Annotated in this window: 18 protein-coding genes and 3 pseudogenes; 20 read left to right on the top strand and 1 reads right to left on the bottom strand. The window is 43.3% G+C overall.

Going from position 1 to position 21,724, the window contains the following annotated elements; all coding sequences use genetic code 11:
- The 4 genes and pseudogenes from AZ66_RS32660 to AZ66_RS14155 form a co-directional block, all read left to right on the top strand.
- The coding region (locus tag AZ66_RS32660) for a M60 family metallopeptidase (protein WP_231586875.1) at window positions 1-796 on the top strand (796 nt) is incomplete at its 5' end.
- Window positions 797-839: 43 nt separating this feature from the next.
- Window positions 840-2,141: an NPCBM/NEW2 domain-containing protein gene (locus AZ66_RS32655; protein ID WP_231586874.1), complete on the top strand. Its 1,302-nt coding sequence runs from the start codon at window positions 840-842 to the stop codon at window positions 2,139-2,141.
- Window positions 2,142-2,304: 163 nt separating this feature from the next.
- A pseudogene (locus AZ66_RS14160) lies at window positions 2,305-2,971 on the top strand (alpha/beta fold hydrolase); the annotation flags it as partial.
- 220 nt (window positions 2,972-3,191) lie between these two features.
- Window positions 3,192-3,722, top strand: a complete 531-nt coding sequence (locus tag AZ66_RS14155) for a GNAT family N-acetyltransferase (RefSeq protein ID WP_044355424.1) — start codon at window positions 3,192-3,194, stop codon at window positions 3,720-3,722.
- A gap of 80 nt (window positions 3,723-3,802) precedes the next feature.
- On the opposite strand, the gene AZ66_RS14150 is transcribed toward AZ66_RS14155, so the two are convergent.
- The gene (locus AZ66_RS14150; RefSeq protein WP_082061582.1) at window positions 3,803-5,674 is read right to left on the bottom strand and encodes a S8 family serine peptidase; all 1,872 of its coding nucleotides are present in this window, start codon (window positions 5,672-5,674) and stop codon (window positions 3,803-3,805) included.
- 664 nt (window positions 5,675-6,338) lie between these two features.
- Here AZ66_RS14150 and AZ66_RS14145 point away from each other — a divergent pair.
- The 16 genes and pseudogenes from AZ66_RS14145 to AZ66_RS14070 form a co-directional block, all read left to right on the top strand.
- Window positions 6,339-6,797 (top strand): cupin domain-containing protein, encoded by a 459-nt coding sequence (locus AZ66_RS14145; RefSeq protein ID WP_044355423.1) that lies wholly within the window; start codon window positions 6,339-6,341, stop codon window positions 6,795-6,797.
- 312 nt (window positions 6,798-7,109) lie between these two features.
- A complete protein-coding gene (locus AZ66_RS14140) occupies window positions 7,110-8,357 on the top strand; it encodes an MDR family MFS transporter (RefSeq protein WP_044355422.1) in 1,248 nt (415 codons plus the stop codon).
- Between the two features lie 346 nt (window positions 8,358-8,703).
- Complete coding sequence (locus tag AZ66_RS14135) at window positions 8,704-10,635, top strand: fructose-bisphosphatase class III (protein WP_044355421.1); 1,932 nt, start codon at window positions 8,704-8,706, stop codon at window positions 10,633-10,635.
- A gap of 334 nt (window positions 10,636-10,969) precedes the next feature.
- Complete coding sequence (locus tag AZ66_RS14130) at window positions 10,970-11,863, top strand: NUDIX domain-containing protein (RefSeq protein WP_044355420.1); 894 nt, start codon at window positions 10,970-10,972, stop codon at window positions 11,861-11,863.
- A gap of 2 nt (window positions 11,864-11,865) precedes the next feature.
- Complete coding sequence (locus AZ66_RS14125; protein ID WP_044355428.1) at window positions 11,866-12,417, top strand: NADAR family protein; 552 nt, start codon at window positions 11,866-11,868, stop codon at window positions 12,415-12,417.
- 41 nt (window positions 12,418-12,458) lie between these two features.
- Window positions 12,459-13,295: a TIGR02452 family protein gene (locus AZ66_RS14120; RefSeq protein WP_044355419.1), complete on the top strand. Its 837-nt coding sequence runs from the start codon at window positions 12,459-12,461 to the stop codon at window positions 13,293-13,295.
- Between the two features lie 6 nt (window positions 13,296-13,301).
- Window positions 13,302-13,424 (top strand): hypothetical protein, encoded by a 123-nt coding sequence (locus AZ66_RS33330; protein WP_269433084.1) that lies wholly within the window; start codon window positions 13,302-13,304, stop codon window positions 13,422-13,424.
- Window positions 13,417-13,788 carry an NTF2 fold immunity protein gene (locus tag AZ66_RS14115; RefSeq protein ID WP_231586873.1) on the top strand — a complete coding sequence of 124 codons (372 nt, stop codon included), beginning with the start codon at window positions 13,417-13,419 and terminating at the stop codon, window positions 13,786-13,788. Before AZ66_RS33330 ends, AZ66_RS14115 begins: the two co-directional genes overlap by 8 nt.
- 267 nt (window positions 13,789-14,055) lie before the next feature.
- Window positions 14,056-14,901 carry an STM4015 family protein gene (locus tag AZ66_RS14110; protein ID WP_044355418.1) on the top strand — a complete coding sequence of 282 codons (846 nt, stop codon included), beginning with the start codon at window positions 14,056-14,058 and terminating at the stop codon, window positions 14,899-14,901.
- 2 nt (window positions 14,902-14,903) lie between these two features.
- A pseudogene (locus tag AZ66_RS14105) lies at window positions 14,904-16,132 on the top strand (STM4014 family protein).
- Window positions 16,133-16,152: 20 nt separating this feature from the next.
- The gene (locus AZ66_RS14100) at window positions 16,153-16,938 is read left to right on the top strand and encodes an STM4013/SEN3800 family hydrolase (protein ID WP_044355417.1); all 786 of its coding nucleotides are present in this window, start codon (window positions 16,153-16,155) and stop codon (window positions 16,936-16,938) included.
- A 19-nt stretch (window positions 16,939-16,957) separates the two neighbouring features.
- Window positions 16,958-18,334 carry an STM4012 family radical SAM protein gene (locus AZ66_RS14095; RefSeq protein WP_044355416.1) on the top strand — a complete coding sequence of 459 codons (1,377 nt, stop codon included), beginning with the start codon at window positions 16,958-16,960 and terminating at the stop codon, window positions 18,332-18,334.
- Window positions 18,331-19,188: an STM4011 family radical SAM protein gene (locus AZ66_RS14090; protein ID WP_044355415.1), complete on the top strand. Its 858-nt coding sequence runs from the start codon at window positions 18,331-18,333 to the stop codon at window positions 19,186-19,188. Before AZ66_RS14095 ends, AZ66_RS14090 begins: the two co-directional genes overlap by 4 nt.
- Window positions 19,189-19,202: 14 nt before the next feature.
- On the top strand, window positions 19,203-19,712 hold the full coding sequence (cysC, locus tag AZ66_RS14085; RefSeq protein WP_082061581.1) for an adenylyl-sulfate kinase: 510 nt from the start codon (window positions 19,203-19,205) through the stop codon (window positions 19,710-19,712).
- 18 nt (window positions 19,713-19,730) lie between these two features.
- Window positions 19,731-20,495 carry a class I SAM-dependent DNA methyltransferase gene (locus AZ66_RS14080; RefSeq protein ID WP_082061580.1) on the top strand — a complete coding sequence of 255 codons (765 nt, stop codon included), beginning with the start codon at window positions 19,731-19,733 and terminating at the stop codon, window positions 20,493-20,495.
- 425 nt (window positions 20,496-20,920) lie between these two features.
- A pseudogene (locus AZ66_RS14070) lies at window positions 20,921-21,724 on the top strand (hypothetical protein); the annotation flags it as partial.

The raw sequence follows: 21,724 nt of genomic DNA, 5'->3' as shown, positions 1-21,724 counted from the left end.
GGTCATCACACCAACGGAGCCGGTCATCACACCATCAGAGGAAGCCATTACACAGCTAAATAATCTTGTTGTTCAGCGAAATTTTGAAGTAAAAGCGCTTGGAGATATATGGGCGGAAGGCGACCGAGAACGTAGATTCATAAATGCTCGAAAAATATATCAGCCAACAGGTTTATATGCAAAACCCAATGAACAAATTAAGATTGAAGTTTCAGGTGACAAACCAATTACAGCGGTTATTGGAATACATCGTCATGATAAAGAATGGGCGCTTTTTTATCCATTACAACCAGGCATAAACACAATTACCTCACCAAATGGCGGTTTGTTATCATTTGATAACAGCAACAATGAAGGTAGTATTAATGTAAATGTAGTGAGCGGGGGGAGTCCTGTTCCATTCTTTGTATTAGGCAAGAATACAAATGCGGATTGGCAGGCAATGATGAATGCATATCCTAATGCACCTTCTGTTGTTCTTCAATCAGAAAGAGCTCTCTTTGTCTTCTATTATGCTACTGCTAGAGATCATATCTTGAATCAAGACCCAACTACTCTTTTACAGACTTATGATAAGTTTATTACAGCACAGGATCAAATATCTGGACTATCTAGTTCTGATTCTGATCCTAGGCATCGGTTAGATAGGCATTTGATTGGCTTTATTGAATCAGAAAATACCATACCAGGAGCGTATGCATATGCAAATTGGGATGGGGCAATTATGCCTAAAGATACTGGAGCAAGTGCCGATGCTTTAGACCTTACAAGAACGGGTTGGGGGCGAGTATCATGAGGCAGGTCATCTGAGACAACAAGCACCTTGGACTTGGGGTGAGATGACTGAGGTGACAGTAAATCTATACTCTCTAGCTGCTAAGAAGGTTCTTAAACCTACTGAGCCTGCAAGGTCACAAGGCGAGTACTTAGCTGCTTTCACGTTTGTAGATCAACCAACCAAGAATTTTTCAGACTCTAATTCAAAATTAGAAATGTTGTGGCAGCTTAATCTTGCATTTGGGGATAACTTCTATCCAGCGTTACATCGATTATATCGTGAGATGGCACAAGCAGATCTGCCAACTACAGATGATCAGAAGAAGCAGGCATTTATTCTAAACACTTCAAAAGTAGCTCACTATGACTTGACGCCTTTCTTTGATAAATGGGGTATACCTGCAACAAATGAAACAAAAAACAAGATTAATGCATTGAGTTTACCTCTTCTAACTGCACCAATTTGGTTTGGGTCAGAGTATAACATCATTAAACCGACTGATGGAATGGATAAGGTAAAAGGTATTGGGGGTATCATTGCGGCAACAGCAAATAGCCAAGAGACTTCAAGTAGTAATAATGCTGCAGCATATGCATTTGATGGAGATACAAAAAGTATCTGGCACAGTCAATGGAATAACCCAAATCAGTTTCCTTACCATATTACAGCAAAGTATTTAAATCCCTCAACATTCACCAAACTAACCTATCTACCACGACAAAAGGAAGAAAATGGCATTATTACAAAATATAGAATCCTAACTAGTCTTGATGGAGTATCCTTCAATGAGGTTGCAACAGGCACTTGGGCAAAGGACAAAACAGAAAAGACAGCCACTTTCACACCTACTCTTGCTAAATATGTTCGACTGGAAGTGCCTCAAGGTGGTGGAGCAAATGGTTTTGCATCTGCAAGTGAGATTAAACTCTTTGAAAATCCACAACCTGTTACAACATATCTAAGCGATATTAATTGGTTTTCTGCCACAGCAGGTTGGGGAACAGTCCAAAAAGATCGTAGTGTTGATGGAAATACACTCAAGTTAAATAACATTACCTATGCAAAAGGTTTGGGCACACATGCTAACAGTGAAATTGTCTACAAACTGAATGGGCAGTACACATCCTTTGCCGCGCTAGTTGGGGTAGATAATGAGGTAGGTACTGTAGGTTCTGTGGAGTTCCAAGTTGTTGTAGACAATCAAGTTGTATTCACTAGTGGTAAAATGCAAAATAATATAGCGCCAAAAGAGGTAAACGTTAATCTTACTGGAAAGAATGAGCTAAAACTTATTGTCACAGATGGCGGAGATGGTATAAATAGTGACCATGCTGATTGGGTAAATGCTCGTCTTATCAAATAGTATTGTTGTGTTGCTTTACTAGTAAGTGTCTAATAGCCCTCACCTTGTTATCGAGGTGTGGGCTATTTTGCTTTTCTTTATTTTCTCTGAACAACTAATATAGTGTTTTTTTGTTCATGCTCCGTTCATATTGCATTCATGGAGGGGACATCTTGGTCGGCTAGAGTTATCTCCATTTTATAAAGTCGTCGTGATTGAACCTTTTGGTTATGGATTGAGCGATCAGACCGAGAAGGAGCGCAGTACAGCCAATATCGTAAGTGAAATTCATGAAGCATTACAAAGTCTCCATATAAATCGTTATATTCTCATGGGCCATTCCATTTCGGGGATCTACAGTCTGGATTATGTGAACCAATATCCTAACGAAGTGAGAGCGTTTATCGGGCTGGATAGCAGTGTTCCCTCGCTGAGTGAACAGAAGATTGATTCGTCAGTGACAGAACCGATTAAATGGTTCCGCGACTTGGGCTTCGCCCGTATACAATTGAAACTAAGTGCTGACCCTTATGATGAACAAACGAAAGAACAATTGAACATTTTGATACGCAAAAACATGTATAATACAACTCAATTAAATGAGGCAGAGAGCATGTATTCCAACTTTTAAAGCAGCAGAACAGCAATCTTTCCCTCCCGATTTACCTGTTCTTTTCTTTGTCCAAGCGAATCATCCTGTGACGGATCGATGGATCCCCGAACATAAGAAGCAAATAAAGGATTCTATACATGGAGAAATGGTGTTATTGGAAGCGAACCATTATTTATATCGTTCCCATCCAAAAGAAATCTCGGAAAAAATAAGGGATTTTACGGGCGGAATAAATTAATTATATAACATTTTTTTAGTTGATGATGTCGTGAGAAAGAACATAATTCAACAAGGGAGAAGATCTTCCTGCCTACACCCCGTCCTTTCTTTGGGATTAAGCGTAGATAAAGTATATATCCTCTTATATAATGAAACTATCTTCAAAAATGAAGGGACTGAACTATGCGCAGATGTCAATATTTTAACCTAACTATTAACATATAATGGAGGTAAAAGTATTGATTACAGAGTTACACACAGAACGTTTACATTTGAGAAAAATGAAGATAGCGGATTCGTCTAGTTTGTTTAAAATTTGGTCTGATCCAGACGTTACTAAATTTATGAATATTTGTAGTTTTACAAATGAAAATCAAGTACAGGAAATGATTAATCTCTTTGATGATCTTTCCCGAGATCGTAAGGCTATTCGTTTCTCCATCATTAAAAAAGAGTCCAATGAGATTATAGGTTCTTGTGGATATAATGCCTTAGATTTTGAAAATAGCAGAGCAGAAATTGGATACGACATTGCTAAATCATTTTGGGGAAGAGGATACGCTACAGAAGCTATCTCTTCTTTGATCGAACATGGATTTTCATCTTTAAAGCTGAATCGAATCGAAGCAAAGGTTGACCCCAGAAACGTGAATTCTATGAAGCTTTTACAAAATCTCAACTTTACGTTTGAAGGAACACTCAGACAATATGAAAGAGTAGATGGAAAGTTTAACGATCTCAATATTTATTCAAAATTAATATCTGATTGATTGTATCGAAGATAATAAGTAGAAGAGGTAGGGAATGGATATGCCCCTACCTCTCTTTTATTTAATCAATTTTTATTCTTTTAGCATGGACCGAGCACAGTCCAAACATCGTTGGGGCCACTTTTCAGATCTGGATATTCATTTTGCGTCCACCATTTGGCTTGATACTTCACTCCATTATAAGAAACAATGTCACCTTGAACATAAGTGGAGGAAGCGCTCCATGGAGCAGGGCAGGGGTCAACTTGAACTTGAACGGTCACCGAGTTACTAGCCGCAGACAAATTACTAAAGCCATCCCGAGCCTTGACAGTAAACGTATATGAACCACTAGTTAATCCACTGATCGTAGCAGAGTTGCTAGTCGATCTTGCTTTAGCAAAAGGATCGTTATTTACGTAAATGTCATAGCCGATCAATCCAACATTGTCCGTAGAAGCTGTCCAATTCAAGTTAACTGTGCCAGAGGTAGTATTAACAACTAGATTGGTTGGTGCTAGTGGTGCTTCTGTATCGGTAGGTACAGCACCCGGTGTAGGTAAATTCGTTATAATTTGTTGCAAATTAGGTAGGGTACCGATTCTATCATTTGCTATATCGGTAGTCGGGGTATTGAACGGTAACCATCTCAGTATTCTACGAATTTCATCTGGCGAATACGGTACGCCGAATTGGGCTTTCGCGATCCCTTGCAGTTGTAGGATCGAACCTACAACGACAGGTGAAGCAGATGATGTTCCATTAAAATAGTCGGTATAACCGGTTGTCGAAGCGGTACTTGTTGCACTTAAGGTAGCAACGTTCTCCCCGATACCGTAGGCGTCGATTCGATTGCCATGGCTGCTGAAGCCAAGTCTGTGGTGAGGTGCAGTTGATGAACCCGCTCCAACAAGTATTGCTCCAGAATCTTTGAAATCGGGGAGATCCCGATTGAAGATGTATTTATCATCCCAATGCTTGTACTGATCCAGATCAACACCACCATTGGCTCCCGCTTCTACAACGACAATCCCTAGGCTCGTTGCATATTGGATTGCATCAAATTCTGCCGACTGTGTTTCGATAGGTAACCAAGGGCCGCCGTTATAACCGATCTGTATTTCGAGCAGAATAACGTCACCCGGAGATAATACTTGTGTGGCCGCTAAAATTGCTTCTGCTGTACCACCTGTACGAACTAAAGAGGATACAATCGGCGTAGCTTTGTTAGCTAGCCCGATATTGCCAATAGCATTGTCAACCGCGGATACAACCCCGAGTACAGCCGTACCGTGACTAGCATCTCCATCATTAGTGCCGCCGGGCAAAAGCTGAATGTTGTGAGCGGCTAAATCTTCATGATTTAGTGCCCAATTCCACTCGATATCGGCCCACTTGGTGCCTTTGCCATCGCCACCTTCAAATTGCCAAGCAAACGGAGCGTTAGTACCTAGAGGATCTGCTTGCGCATAACTTTGCAAGGAGAAGCGCGGATCATCACTTGGAAGGACTGGTGTTGTGTTCGGAATAGGAGAATTGGCTAATTCTGGTTTTTTACTTACGTATGCTTCCTCAACTAGCGGGAAGCTTCGCAACGTTTGCAATAACTGTTCGACGTCAGCACCAGCGGGAATTTTGGAATAATAATAGCGATCAAACACGGATGCAAAAGGATTAGCAGCTAAGCTCTTGTTAGCTGACGGTAAGAATTCCTCTGAGATTAGCGGGTCAAACGATAATTCTGGTACAGCTGAGAGCGGCGATATTTCTTGTTGCAGTTGAAGTTTTCCTTCATTACTTGGCAGGAAGGCTTGTTCTTTAAGTTTGACGACAATTTTTTCTTCAAATACTGAAGTTGCAGTGTGGGAGAATGATGTACTCGTTGGAAAGGACTGTCCAATCTCTGAAGCGTAAGCTCCATTTGACCAAGTACCTAATGAAAAAAGCAAGGCTGAGGCTAGAGCGACGGACAACGTTTTTTAAATCGGGAAAAAGTGTGTTTAATAGTAATCTCTCCTTTCCATTCTCTTGGATTCTTTTGTTGCTAGCTAAATAACTAGGCTAACAATAGTCAGTATAAGATAAGGTAAAAACTGGTTCAATCCCGAGGTAAGCGTAATCAACGACAGCAATATACAGATATCACTTTATAACTTCTATTTACTCTATTTCACATAGGTTCAGTAGGAGATAATGTCGAATAATCCCCTTTTAGGGCAACAAAATATCGGTTGGATACAAAGTTATATCAAATGTTGAGCACGATTGGAGCAATAGATGATGGAAAAGAATTCAACGTTGAAGAATGTTCACAAAAATGTTTAGGTTTATCTATTGTAAATAGCTATGTAGAGGATAAACTAAAAGGGAGCATGCAATTTGAATCTACAGCGTATGGAACAATAGTTTCATTCACGTTTAATATGTAATAGAGGACTACAAAGGCGTAGTCTTACTTAAAGCAAAGAGGCTTAAGGTTATAACATTCCTACGGAATCGGTATAACTTTAGGCCTCTTTGTGTTTATTATCTGTATGGAAGATCAGGAAAGTGTATCACAGTTCTATTGGTTGCTATGCTCATTCCAAGTAAAAAGGGTTCCAAAAAACTGCACCTACAAATTAGAGGAGGGTACTTATGAGTATCGATAAAAAGATGATTGAAGAGATGGTTCGTAAAATCATCATGGAAAAAGTAGGGTCTGATGCGATTGAACAGAACGTTCATAGAGGTCCTGGAGGGATTACTTCTGTTAAAGTGCCAAATATGAAAGTAACAGAAGCGGATCGTCTTGATACAGGCAACCCGAATGATATCGTCTATTGTAAGGATCTTTTCTCGCTACAGGAAAGTCCAAGACTTGGCTGCGGTATCATGGAGATGAAAGAAACAACCTTTGACTGGACACTTAACTATGATGAAGTTGATTATGTGATAGAGGGACATCTGGATGTTATCATTGATGGTACAAAGGTGTCAGCTGGTCCAGGAGAAGTGATCCTGATTCCAAATGGAAGTAAGATTCAATTTTCTGTGCCAGAATATGCACGATTTATCTATGTAACATATCCGGCTAACTGGGCAGAACAAGCGTAACATTCCAAGATCGGTGACGAGGAACTTCGGCTGTTGGTGGCATTACATTAGGGCTCGTAGAATATATGAACAAAGACGCTCTCACATAAGAGCGTCTTTTTATGATTTCATTTTCGAACAAATGTTCGTTTCTTGGAGCAGTTAAATTAAAAATGGGTTCCATCGATTTCCATATTATGAGTATAACTTATTAAAAATTATAAGTCTATATTTAATTTCCCAAGTACTTTATCATTGGTTTACCTGGCCGGGGAAAACGGTGAATATTCGTAGACCTATACGGATGTTTGCGTCAGAGAAGAGGGAGAACATTTGAAATTACATGTTTGGGATGTGAATTTGAAAATTCGCCTAATCGGCGAGGGACTGTTCAATTTATTGTTTTGGATGTACTTCCCTTTTATTACGGTCTACTTTAGCGAAGCGTTAGGTAAACAGACAGCAGGGATGTTAATGTCGATCCCACCCCTCATTAGCATACTTGGCAGCATGGTTGGAGGGAGTTTAGCGGATAGGGTGGGTCGTCGTCCTATGATGTTGGCAGGCGCTTCCCTTAAAGCGTGTATGTTCGCATTGTTTGCTTTGTCCAGTTCACATTGGGTTAATTATTTCGCCTTTATTGGCATTGGATTAGGAGGTGCCCTCTATGGACCTGCCAGCGATGCGATGGTAGCGGATCTTATTTCCGATAAGGATCGCCGGCAGGTGTTCGCCACATTTACGACAGCTCATAATATTGGTGCTGTATTAGGACCCGCATTGGGGGCATTTTTTTTCTTTCAATACCGAAGTGAACTGCTATGGACTTGTACAATCGTCATGCTGTTCTATACGGTTGCAATCTTTCTGAGAATTCGTGAAAGTATGCCGGGTACCAGCCAAAAGGTTTCATTACATGCAGTTTCAACTTCGATAAAAGAACAATGGAAAGGCTATGGAGTCATCTTTCAGGATGAAATATTTGTTCTATATATTCTGGCAGGCGTTTTCTCTATTATAACAATCATGCAATTGGATCTGTATTTAGCGATATATATCACCCAATATGTCCCGTCACAATCCCTTCTCACTTGGAATGATTGGTCGCTCTGGCTTACGAGTACAGAAGTATTTGGATGGATTCTTGGGTTAAATGGTCTGCTGTTCGTTCTATTTGTCTTACCCGCTACAAAATGGTTAAATCGCTTAAGAGATCGCGACGTGTTCATTCTGTCATCGGCATTGGCTGGGTTAGGCATGTTCGCTATTGGATTAACGACGCATATTTGGTTACTATTCCTCATCACGATCGTGTTTACGTTTGGAGAAATTATACGTTCTCCGGTGACCAATAACTTTGTAAGTCAGTATGCACCTGTGAATGCGAGAGGGCAATATATGGGGGCATCGAGGTTGCAATTCACGATTGGGAGATTCGCAGCACCCTTGACCGTTATTTTATCGGCATGGGTACCTCCAATGGGGGTTTTTACTTTCATCCTTGTCTGTGCACTCATTAGTATCATTCTTTATATAAAACTTTTTAAGATCTATGCATATGATGAGTCTGTATCCAGATAGGGAAGGAGGAACGTTAAACGCGCGATCTCGGATCCGATTCCTTCTGGGCACCTTCAAGTTCATAAAAGCCCTATATCAGGGAAGTCTTCATACTTGTCTTTGATTTAGGTAAAACATAGTGTTATGTTGGTACAAATGCCCTTATGAAATGGCTTAGCCTTTGGATGAGCTATTTCAAGGAGGAACTCATCTGTAAGCCTTGATGGACTAATGTTTTTTTCCTTTACTGTTTACAATAAGTTTGAAGGTACGCGGCTAGCCCCAACTCATAAACCTCTTAAAGGCCGTGGGGCTTCTAAGTTCGCTCAGCTAGACATCACCGTTTCCCTGAAGGAGGACAACTGTATTGGATGCGCAGTTTCTAGATTTATTGGCCCAGAAATATGATACGGAAGAAAAAGTCGTAACAGAAATCATCAATCTTAAAGCGATCTCCAATCTACCCAAGGGAACTGAACATTTTGTCAGTGACTTGCATGGGGAGTTCCAGGCTTTTCAGCATGTACTCAGAAACGGTTCTGGTACCGTAAAAGAGAAAATCAAAGAATTGTTCCAAGAGGTTTGGACGGATAAAGAAATCAATGATTTTGCGGCGTTAGTTTATTATCCGGAAGAAAAAATACAGCTGGTTAAAGGAGACCTGTGCAATCAACAAGCCTTGAACCAGTGGTATAGACAAACGATTGAACAAATGCTTAAGCTCATTTCTTATGCCTCCTCCAAATATACGCGCTCGAAATTGCGTAAAGCTCTGCCGGAGCAGTTCGTATATATTATAGAAGAGCTTCTATACAAGACGGATTCTACCAACAATAAGGATCCTTATTATGAGGAAATATACCGGCAGATTATCTCCTTGGGTCAGGCGGATAAGCTGATTATCGGCCTTGCTTATACGACCCAGCGCCTAGTGGTTGACCATCTTCATGTGGTCGGAGATATCTATGACCGCGGGCCGGACCCCGATAAAATTATGGATACGCTTATCAACCACCATTCTGTAGACATTCAATGGGGGAACCATGATGTCCTGTGGATAGGCGCCTATGCGGGTTCTCTGGTCTGCCTTGCGAACATTATCCGGATCTGCGCCAGATACGACAATTTGGACATCATCGAAGACGTATACGGAATCAATCTTCGCCCGCTGCTGAACTTGGCGGAAAAATACTATGGTGACAACCCAGCCTTCAGACCGAAGCTGCAGCAAGGCCATAACGTATCGGAGCAGGAAATCCTACAGATTACTAAAATCCATCAAGCCATTGCCATGATCCAGTTTAAGCTTGAAATCCCGATTATCAAGAGACGTCCTTACTTTCATATGTCTGAAAGGCTTTTGCTTGAGCAGATTGATTACGACAAAAATGAAATCAAGATAGGCGGAAAAACGTACCCGCTGGAAAACACCTGTTTCGATACCGTAAATCCGCAGCAACCTGAACAATTGCTGGAGGAAGAACAACAGGTGATGGAGAAGCTGCTGTTCTCCGTTCAGCATTCCGAAAAGCTGGCCAGACATATGAATTTCCTTATGAAGAAGGGCAGCCTTTATTTAAAATACAACGGGAATTTGTTGATCCACGGCTGCATTCCATTGAATGAAGAAGGAAACATGGAAGAAATGCAGATTGAAGACAAGACCTATTCGGGTCGTCAGCTGATCGATGTTTTTGAATATTATTTGCGTTACGCCTTTGCGAATCCGGAAGAGACGGATGATCTGGCTACGGATATGGTATGGTACATCTGGACAGGGAAATGTTCCTCGCTCTTTGGAAAGAGAGAAATGACCACCTTTGAGCGGTACTTTATCCAAGATAAAGAAACCCATAAGGAGAGAAAGAACCCTTACTACCATTTGCGGGAAAATGAGGAGATCTGCCGGAAAATCCTGCAAGAGTTTGATTTGAATCCGGATCATGGACATATCATTAACGGGCATACTCCGGTTAAAGAAATTAGTGGAGAGAACCCTGTTAAAGCAAATGGGAAAATGGTCGTCATTGACGGCGGTTTTTCCAAAGCCTATCAATCCACAACGGGTATCGCCGGATATACCTTGTTGTATAATTCCTTTGGCATGCAGCTCGTCGCGCATAAGAAATTTAATTCAAAAGAAGATGTGTTATGTAACGGAACGGACGTATTGTCTGTAAAAAGACTGGTGGACAAAGAACTGGAACGGAAACTGGTGAGGGAAACCAACGTCGGGGAGAAGCTGCTGCAGAAAATCTCGAATTTGAAGAATCTCCTGGAATATCGCTACATGAAATGAAACAGCTGCTAAATGAAGCAACTGTTAAAGGTAAAAGAGCCGCCCGGGGGTTGGTCAGGACCCCATTTAGAGAACATAGAAAAAATACCTAAGAAGCAAGCTGTCGTCGGTACTCTACTGGCGGCAGCTTCTTTAGCTTTCTTTGTGATTGAGGCATTGTCGTAACAAATGCCTTTCCTCATCACGTTTCTTCTTGCATCTCTCTTTCTATTTTGCTATATTTGATATTATTAAAGTGATATTATTAAAATGTTACTAACTATAAATTGAATGTTGAGGAACTCATTTCGGAGAGCTGCACGGCTAGAATAAATAACAATGGAGGTAAAGGCGCTTGAATTTGTTGGATCGCGATGGGCTTACGGAACGTGAATTTTTCGAGCAGTACCGTGCCGGGGATTACGAACGGCCTTCGGTGGCGGCGGACGTGGTTATTTTCACAGTAACGAAAACGGAGGTGGACAGCTACCGCAAACTTCCGGAAAAAGAGCTGCGTATATTGCTCATTCGCCGCGGTGGTCATCCATTCTTGGGCAGTTGGGCGCTTCCAGGCGGATTCGTCCGGCCGAATGAGACGACGGAGCAGGCGGCGGTGAGGGAGCTGCGTGAGGAAACGGGTGTGGATGACGTATATTTGGAGCAGTTGTACACCTTCAGCGATGTTGGAAGGGATCCGCGCACCTGGGTGATGAGCTGCAGCCACATGGCCTTAATTAACAGCGATCAGGTACAGCTGAAAGCAGGGGATGACGCTGTCGGCGCAGCCTGGTTCAAGGCAACCTATCGGCTCCTGCGTGAGCGTAAAGAGTTTATTGAGGATGGGTTTGTGAAAACGATGGAATACGAGCTCAAGCTAAGCAGCGAAGAGGAAGAGCTTACGGCAGTTGTGGAATGGACGATGACGTCAAAGCCGGCCTCGTCGTCGACCTCTTACTCCATCGTATCAAATCACGGATTGGCTTTTGATCATGCGAAGATTATCGCCTGCGCTATTGAGCGACTGCGGGGAAAAGTGAATTATACCGGCATTGCGCTTCACTTGATGCCGCACCTCTTTACTTTGACGGAGCTGCAGCAGGTTTACGAGGTGATCTTGGACAAAGAATTATTGAAAGCCGCCTTCCGGCGTAAAGTGGCGCATCTTGTAGCGGAGACCGATCATTATACTGAAAATGCGGGACACCGTCCTTCCCGCTTGTTTCGAAGAAATTTGGAGGAATATCGATGATGATGATATACAATATCGAGCAGTTAAGAAAAGCATATATTGCAGGTAAAACGTTCAAGTTTGTCTTCTTCTGGGGCCATACACCGCCAAAAGACGGCGGGGTTGACAAAAGCTGTTTTAGCCAATGGTGGATGAGCCCTTTCGTGGTAGAGGGACACGAGTATTCCTGTGTCGAGCAGTTTATGATGTCCGAGAAAGCAAGACTTTTTGGAGATGGCGAAATGTTGGACGCGATTCTTAAAGCTAAGCATCCTAAGGAGATGAAAGCCTACGGGCGTGCAGTTAGAAACTTCGACAAGGACATTTGGGACAACGAATGCTATGGCATCGTTAAAAGAGGCAATTTGGCCAAATTTTCGCAGAATCCGAAGCTTGGCGAATATCTCAAGTCAACGAAAAACCGTATTCTCGTCGAAGCCAGCCCACGGGATCGCATTTGGGGAATCGGCATGGGACAGTCCAATCCGGATGTGGAGAATCCACTAAAATGGCGTGGTAGGAACCTACTCGGATTTGTGCTGACCGAAGTGAGAGACGAATTACTGCGAGATTAACATCTACCGGATTTGTTATTGATGAATGGAGAGGGAATGAAATGAAACGAAAAGAAATTGCTGAGGAAACATTACGAATACAGCGGCAAGGCTTCTATGAATATAAAGGGCGGCGGGTAGAATTCGCCACTGCACAAAAGCAATCCGAGGCAAATAGCGAGCTGATTTCACCGGAACAGGGAGAGACACTGATACGGGGAATTGACGAGCTGCCTAAGTTGCCGCAAGAACCCGTTTATTTTGTCGCCAACGAGACCACAGTAAAGTCGATCTTGGATTTTGCGGAGATAGGGAAAGGGCGCGTCGGCGTGTTAAACTTTGCTAGCGCAAAAAATCCCGGAGGTGGATTTTTAAACGGAGCGATGGCTCAGGAGGAAAGTCTGGCGGCCTCCAGCGGATTATATGAAACACAGCTGCGCAATGAACGTTATTATAAGGCTAATCGGGCCTGTAAATCGATGATGTATACGAATCACGCTATCTATTCCCCGGACGTAGTGTTTTTCCGTAACCAGCGGTTCGACCTTATAGAGCGGCCGGTGACAGCTTCAGTATTGACTCTGCCCGCCGTGAATTATGGGCAGGTTCTGCTTAAGGGAGAGGATCCCCGGAAAGCGGAATGTATGATGAAAGACAGGATGCGACTGGCCTTAGCCATATTCGCCCAAAAAGGCGATAAGAACCTCATTTTGGGTGCTTACGGCTGCGGTGTTTTCCGGAATGACCCGGTGAAGGTAGCAGGATGGTGGCGGGAGCTGCTGAAGGATGAAGGCTTAGGATACCTATTTTCGGAAATTCGTTTTGCAGTCTTGGACACTTCCAAAGAGGGCAAGTGCATTCATGCTTTTGAAAGGGAGTTCAAAGGGAACAGAGGGTGAATCAAAATGAGTTTTATGGATGCTTTGGAGCAATTAATAGCGGAGCAGGAGCAAGAACGCGACCGACTTCGAGTTAATCAAATCACCGTACGGGCCGACTATAAGAAAAAGAGTAAAAGCAATGTTTAATCAAAAGGAAAAAGTTGTTGAATATGCCTTTGTAGAACGTGATTTGGATGATGAGAATTTATATGGCAGGTTTGAGCTCTATTTCGCCGATCGCGACACTCTTCTCCAGGAAAATCGGTTTGGAGATGAAACTGCTTTTGGTGAGCTTACAGATGTACATGCAGTTGCAACGGCAATCTTCCCCTATTTAGCAGAGCATTATCCCCGTTTTTTGGAGGAAACTCCCTTTGCTATCAGCTATAACCCTATTGCAGAAGCTTGGATTATCGAGGGAACTCTTCCTCCGGGATCTTTTGGTGGTGTCATTTATATTGCTCTTGCAAAAGAAACTGGGAGGATGCTCATGATGTATGGAACAAAATAAATTACAAATGAAATGAGCAGATTTCAGCGAGGTCATAGCACTCGTAAATCATATGAAAAACTCTATAGAGTCTTATCTTAGTGTCTGAACATGCTTTGAAAGGCTTAGATTAACCGCGCAAAATGCGGTTTTTTTCCTTTATGTCATCAACTTCATGTCATTTTCATTTGACAAGAACATAAGGAATTTTGAATTGGAAACATTTGATACTTACAAGTGAGGCTATTATAATGAACAAGTTAGTATTCATTTTCAGGGGGTATTGTTATGTCCGAATGTAAACTATCTGTCGATTATGATCAATACGAGGATGGTGTAAAAATCGTAGATTTAATAGAGGAGCTTGCAGGCAAGGATGAGAGCTTGCAACTTGAAAGTCTCATAATCGGTGACTGGGGTGCCGCCTATGAGAGTGATTCTAGTGTAGTTGTTGAAGCTCTTGTTCGCTTAAAAGACCGCTTTCCGCAGCTGCGGAGCTTATTTATTGGCGATATGTCCTCTGAAGAATGCGAGGTCTCTTGGATCAATCAATCTAACCTAGGGCCGATTCTATCCGCTTATCCTGAGCTTCGCTCGCTCACCATTAAAGGGAGCACAGATCTTAGCCTTGTTCCAGCTCACCACGACAAACTTGAGGAGCTTACTATTATTTGCGGCGGGCTTGGAACAGACGTCATTGCAAGCATAAGTGACGGCAGTTTCAAAAATTTGAAGAAGCTGGAGCTTTATTTAGGGGTAGAGGAGTATGGATTTGACGGAAGTCTCGCAGATGTGCTCCAGTTGATTGAACCTGGAAAGTTCCCTCTGCTTTCCTATCTTGGGCTCAAAGACAGTGAAATTCAAGACGAAATCGCTACTGCAGTAGCCAATGCACCGATTCTTGATCAACTACATACGTTGGATCTTTCTATGGGGACGTTGACAGATAAGGGAGCGGAAGCTCTTATAAAAAGTGAAAAGATAATGAAATTGAAGTCGCTTGATTTAAGCTATCATTACATGTCGGATGAAATGATGAATCGTTGGAAGCAGTCAGGCCTCAATGTAGATATCAGCGATCAACAGGATGCTGATGAAGACGAGGATTATCGCTATCCTTCATTGACGGAATAACGATGAAATCGATGATTATCATTGGCAATTCCGGCAATAGAAGAACAACCGGACTACAAGCAGCAAGAACTCGGCTGGGGTTGCCCCCAGCCCTTGTTTTGAATTATATAGATGTGCTGCAGGGAAATGCATCCTTGAGTTCGGTTGCACAGAGCTTGGGGCAAACGTTGGGACAAACGTTGGATGAACCTCCATTGCTGCGGCTTGACGCGCCCGGGGAACATTTTGAGGTGGAACGTGAGCTTATTGCACTTGGCGCCCCTGATTCGGCCAATACCCATATAAACGAGCGATGGCTTAGATATAATAAGAGCGTTATTCAGCCTATCTCGGTAAGGATGGCCAAAGGGTTGGAGGAAAATAAGGGAGAGCTATATCATCCTTCCCAGTGGTTTCGTGGGTATTGCAAGCTGTTATCTCAACTGGACAGGGAAGCAGCACAGCTGTGGAATACGCCGCGATGGATGAATGCTCCCGAGGATATAGCCGCAATGTTCGATAAAAGGTATACCCACCAGATCTTATCATCAGCTGGATTACCGGTACCTAGAAGATTAGCTGCACCGGAAGCCATACCGGATTACAACACACTTCGGGATGTTATGGCAAAAGAGCGAATATATCGTTTATTTATTAAGCTAGCAAGTGGTTCCGGCGCATGTGGTGTGATAGCGTATCAGGTAAACCCCATTACAGGTGCAGAATCGGCCGTAACTACGATAGGTGTGGAGAACTATCTACGTAGACCTCCTATATTTTATAACGTAAAAAGCTGATGAACTATAAAGAACGCCAAGTCATTCGCCAAATCATCAACTGGTTATTGGAACAAGGCGCTCATGTAGAACAATGGATTCCAAAAGCGTCTTATCGGGATCGCACCTTTGATATCCGGCAACTTGTCGTAGCAGGTAAAGCTTGTCACAGTATTGCACGGGTAAGCAGAACACCTATAACGAATCTGCATCTTGATAGTGATCGAATGAGCTTAGATGAAATCGGCTTGTCTGACAATCTTCAAGCTGCCGTACGTCAATGCGCTGAACAAACGCTATCGGTATTTCCACGTTCTACCGTCGCAGGCATAGATGTGTTATTGAGCAGCGGTTCCTATAGACCTTATGTATTGGATGTTAATCCGTTCGGAGATTTACTGTACCATAGTCATTATGAAGGACATGATCCCTATGAATGGGAAATGAGAATGGCTACACTCTCTACGACTATCTAAAATGGAAGAGGATCACCACGATGTTTAACATGAATGAAATTGTAGGCAGTCACGATATTCTGATGATTACGCTGGATACATTGCGATATGACGCCGCTGTGCTGGAGGAAGCAAACTGTCCGAATTTGTGCGGAACTGGATCTTGGGAAAAGCGACATACTCCGGGCAGCTTCACTTATGCTGCTCATCATGCTTTCTTTGGCGGATTTCTGCCAACTCCGGCTACGACAAATAAGGCAGAGCATGTTCGATTGTTTCATTCGAAAAATACGGGATTAAAGACACATCCGTATACATGGCAATTTGATACAACGGATATCGTATCTGGATTGCAGGCAGTGGGCTACCGTACGATTTGTATAGGCGGAGTCATCTTCTTTACCAAAAAAGTTCCGCTGGCCAAAGTTCTCCCCAGCTACTTCCAAGAAAGCTATTGGCGGATGACCTTTGGGGTTACAAATCAACGCTCTACAGAGCATCAAGTGAACCATGCCATCAAGCTCCTGCATCATTCGAATCAGACAGAACGCCTGTTTATGTTCATGAACGTATCAGCGATTCATGGGCCCAATCATTATTTTGTACCAGGAGCAAAGAAAGACTCCATCGAGACACAGCGCGCGGCACTTCGATATGTTGACAGCGAGCTTGGTCGATTATTTCAGGCATTCAGAGAACGAGAACGGCCTGTATTTTGCATGGCGTTCTCTGATCATGGCACCGCCTTCGGTGAAGATGGCTACAACGGCCATAGGCTAGCGCATGAGGTCGTGTGGAACGTGCCTTATCGCGAATTTATATTGTAAGGTGAGAGGAGGGAACATGATGAGCCATACGGTCTACCCTAATTACACGGATATCATCCAGAATTCGGAGGCTCTGCGCAGTTGGAAGGAAAACCTCACATCAGAGCCTTATCGGTCTTATCTATACGCTTATCCACACAAAACCTCCTATCGAGAATTGGAGAGGAAGCTGCCGCTTTCCGAACTGTGGAGCCAGGAAAAGGCGGATTCACTCTTTTTATATATGCATATCCCGTTTTGTGGAGCACGATGCGGATTTTGCAATTTATTCACGTTGCCTGACAAGAGAGCCGACGTACATACCAATTATGTGGATGCTTTGGAGAGACAAGCTGCACAATGGGCTCCACTTCTTCCGAATAAGCCGATTGCCAGATTTGCTATCGGAGGCGGTACGCCGACTTTACTCGAACCTGCCCAGCTGGATCGGTTGTTTCATATTGCTCAAAATGTGATGGGCATGAATCCAGCTCAAGCTTCCATCTCGGTAGAAACATCTCCCGAGACGATAACCGCCGAACGCCTGAATATTTTAAAAAGCAGGCAGGTGGATCGGGTCAGTATGGGGATTCAAAGCTTCGTAGAATTTGAAGCGGACGCGATCTATCGTCCCCAAAAGCCGCAGGAAGTCGAAAGAGCTCTGAGACAGCTCAAGTTGTACCAATTTCCGATCCTTAATCTGGATTTGATTTATGGTCTTCCCGGTCAAACCCTTGATTCATGGATATATTCGCTGGATAAGGCGTTGTCTTATGACCCAGAGGAGTTATTTATTTATCCGCTATATACTCGCGAGCACACGATTGTAAAGCCAGAGCAGATAAGGCAGAGTGGCGAGGATCAGAGGATAAGCTACTATCGTGCGGCGCGGGATCGCTTGCTTGCACATGGATATACCCAGTACTCTATGCGCAGATTTGCCAAAGCAGATGCGATTTCGAAAAAATCATTGCTTCCGTATGGTTGTCAGGAGGAGGGCATGATTGGACTTGGCTGTGGCGCACGCTCTTACACAAGAACGGCCCATTACTCCTCGCGATACAGTGTAGGTCGTTCAGCTACAGCAAGCATCATTGCTGACTACGTGGCTTCAGCCGACTACACCCATGCAGATTATGGCATTGTATTAAGCAAGGATGACCAGCAGCGACGCTTTATACTAAAAGCGCTGCTTCATACGGAAGGCTTGGCATTGAGCAGCTACGTGGAGCGGTTCGGAACGTCATCTTTCGTCGATTATCCCGAGTTGAATCTGCTTGTGCATACGGATCTTGCTGTTATAGAGCATGAGGTGCTTCGGCTGACGGATGAAGGGCTTATGTACTCCGATTCCATAGGAGATTGGTTCATTTCTCCGGATATTCGGGCACGTATGGAAAGCTGTGTACTATCATGAAAGCGACGATTTATTTTCGCGGGAGCTTGAGCTCATGCAATTATGACTGTCCTTACTGTCCTTTTAGCAAGAACACGGATAGTCCAGAGACATTGGCGAAGGATCGGCTGCAAGTGCAGACATTTGTCGATTGGGTAACGAAGCAAGAAGGAAGCGGGCATCAGCTGTCCATTTTTTTCAACCCTTATGGTGAAGGGCTTACGCATCGTTGGTACAGGGAAGCTATGGTTAAGCTGTCCCACATGCAGCACGTTCATAAGGTCTCTATACAAACCAACTTATCCTCTAAGCTGGATTGGACGGGCGATTTGAATCCGGTTACGGCTGCATTTTGGGTAACGTATCATCCTGGGCAGACGAAGGAAGAACGTTTTTTACAGCAATGCGGCAAGCTTTATGAACAAAAAATACCGTTCAGTGTAGGCTGTGTCGGTGTGAAGAGCGCGTTCAACTCCATTTCTTCATTAAGGAAGGTACTGCCTGATGATGTTTATATGTGGGTGAACGCCTACAAAGATAAACCAGCATACTATTCTGCTGAGGATACAGCATTTTTGACCGATATGGATCCCTATTTTGTCCTTAATGCCAGGGATTACGACAGTATGGACAAGCCGTGCCGTGCCGGACAAAATGTGTTTTATGTCCAAGGAGACGGGCGCGTAAAGCGTTGCTATAAGGATCGTCAAGTAATCGGAAATTTGTATAAAGATGGGCTTGATGGAATCTCTAGAGAACGCTCGTGTCGTATGAGGCAATGTGATTGTTATATAGGCTATATCCATATGGAGGAGCAGTCGTTCGATTCTATTTACGGAGAACGTGCACTCGAACGGATCGCAATATTATCATAAAGGGGAACTATGCATTGGTAGGAACGGCAATATGGTTAACAGGGATTCCAAGCTCTGGTAAAACGACAACGGCGTTAGCTTTGTCAGCAGCTCTTCAAGAAAGAGGCGTTAAGGTTGAATGCTTGGACGGCGATGAGCTTAGACAAATGGTAGGACGAGGGCTTGGATTCAGTAGAGAAGATCGATTGGAGAATATTCGCCGTGCCGTCTATATTAGCAAGCTGCTGAACCGCAATGGTGTTACGACGATCATTTCCATGATTGCACCCTATTTGGAAATGCGGGACTATGCCCGAGCAGAGCTGGAGTCATATGTTGAAGTCTATGTGCATTGTCCCTTAGAGGATTGTGTGCGCAGAGATGTGAAGGGCTTATATGCAAAAGCAATAAAAGGTGAGATAACAGCATTTACTGGTATTTCTGATGTCTATGAACCGCCGGTGCACCCAGAAATCACGATACATACGCACATAAACAGTGTGGAGTCTAATGTGAGTCAAATTTTAGAGTACTTGATGAAATAATGAGAGGAGGGAATGGAGTTGATTGAGCATAGCAATCTTGAAGAATATCAAGATCCGGTAAATTATGATCTTGAATTTGGCGGTGAAATGGACAAATATCAATTCTATCTTGAGCTTGCTAGATCGAGTGCTGGAGAAGTGTTAGAACTTGCTTGTGGTACAGGCTTAACAACGATCCCCCTGGCGAAAGCCGGCATAACGATGACCGGTGTAGATATCTCTCCAGAGATGCTCGCATATGCGCGGTTGAAGGCGGAGGGGTTGCCTGTTACTTTTATAGAAGGCGATGCCCGTACTTTCGAATCGGACAAGCGATTTTCGATGATTTATTTGACTGGCAATGCATTTCAGGCATTCTTACGTGATCAAGATCAGATCGATTTGCTCACGACCGTTCACAAACATTTACAACCCCACGGAATCTTTGCATTTGAGACTCGTAATCCGGAGGGAACGGATTTATCCGATGAAGAGGAAACAGAATGGGGATCATTTATTGATAAGGATGGTAATACCGTCAAGGTATCAGGCACACAATGTTATAATGCTAGCCAGCAAATCATGCATTGGGTCACGATGCGTAATTGGGGGGATAAGCGAACGACTTCCCGAATTGCTTGTCGGTTCACGGATCAGAGTACGCTTCATTCTTTATTAACCCGTCACGGCTTTCGCGTCGAACATCAATATGCTGACTGGGATAAAACGCCGTTCTCTCCGTTATCTTCATCGATCATTAGCGTTTGTAGGAAAGATTATGAGAGATATACTGCATCGCAATAGAAAAAATCCCCTCAGGTTGAGGGGATTTTTGGTGATCCCTAGTTTAGTATACGAGCAGCTCCGTCCCTTATGGGATAGAGCTTTAGTTAGTTTCGTTTGCATGCAAATTGAGTTATAGTAAGAACGGTAATCTCAAACGGTCTGTTCAACGAGGGCGGGCGCTCCCGTACGGGACATGCTCATCGTAATGCCGTTTCCTTTTCCAGCATTTTGATAAGCCTGAACGTGTACACGCATCTTCTAAATACCACTTCATCCAGACTTTCAGCTGATCCTCATTCTTGATATTTACCACCTTCATTACTTCTTTCACAGAAATACTTACAAATCTCATCTCGATTGATTTCAATTTCAACCCCTGATTATTTCATGAAAATACGACATTAACACAGCTAAGAAAATTTTAATGAAGGGAAGACAAATGTATGAACAACTCTTTTCATTTCATTCCTATTCGTCAACTTGCAGATCAGTTTCCGGAAGGCTCTTGGTGGGCAAAGTTTTATTCGGATTTTAGTGACGAGCAGCTTGCGGCTTATTATGAAGGGGATTTGACGCTGACTTCTCTCCATTTGGATTGGGAGGTGCCTTTTCCGCATCAAAAAGAGGTGCTACTCATTTTTATTGATGGCAATTTTACGGTAGATAATCTCTATAACAAAGAAACAGATGGAGCCATAAGTCTTCTGGTCACCGGTGATTTGCACGCGAAAAATATAGCTGTCGGCGGTCAGGAAATTTATGTTTCGGGCAATCTGATGATCGAGGAAATATTGTGCGGTTCATACAACCATGGGGAAACGATTGTTCAAGGTGATCTCAGCGCTGCGGTTCTCGTTCAGGATGATGAGTACAGAATCAATGTAAACGGGCAGAAATCGATCGCTTGCACCGTAAATGTGTGGGCGGGGGACGGCATATTTCAAGAACTTCCGGTAGGCATTCATGAAGTACTAAGCGATGAAGTATTTCTGGATATGGAAGAAGAAGAAGAGGAGGATGTTGGCTTTTCATTTGGCACGCTGGTGACTGTTATTGAAGAAGGACGTTCCGCATTAAATAAAGTGAATGACCCCCTCACGAGTGTGAGTCCTGTTCACTTCTATTTCACCCACAACACGATCAATGAGGAAAACATATTGAAATTGACGCAGAGTATTTTAATGCCGATGGACAAGCCGTCTTTTGATTTTCAGGAGCATGATGTTTTGTTCAAAGTACAGAAGGAG

It is taken from the genome of Paenibacillus sp. E194, assembly GCF_000935845.1.
In the GTDB taxonomy this organism is placed as follows: Bacteria; Bacillota; Bacilli; order Paenibacillales; family Paenibacillaceae; genus Paenibacillus_B; species Paenibacillus_B alvei_B.
This window is presented reverse-complemented; position numbering and strand designations above follow the sequence as displayed.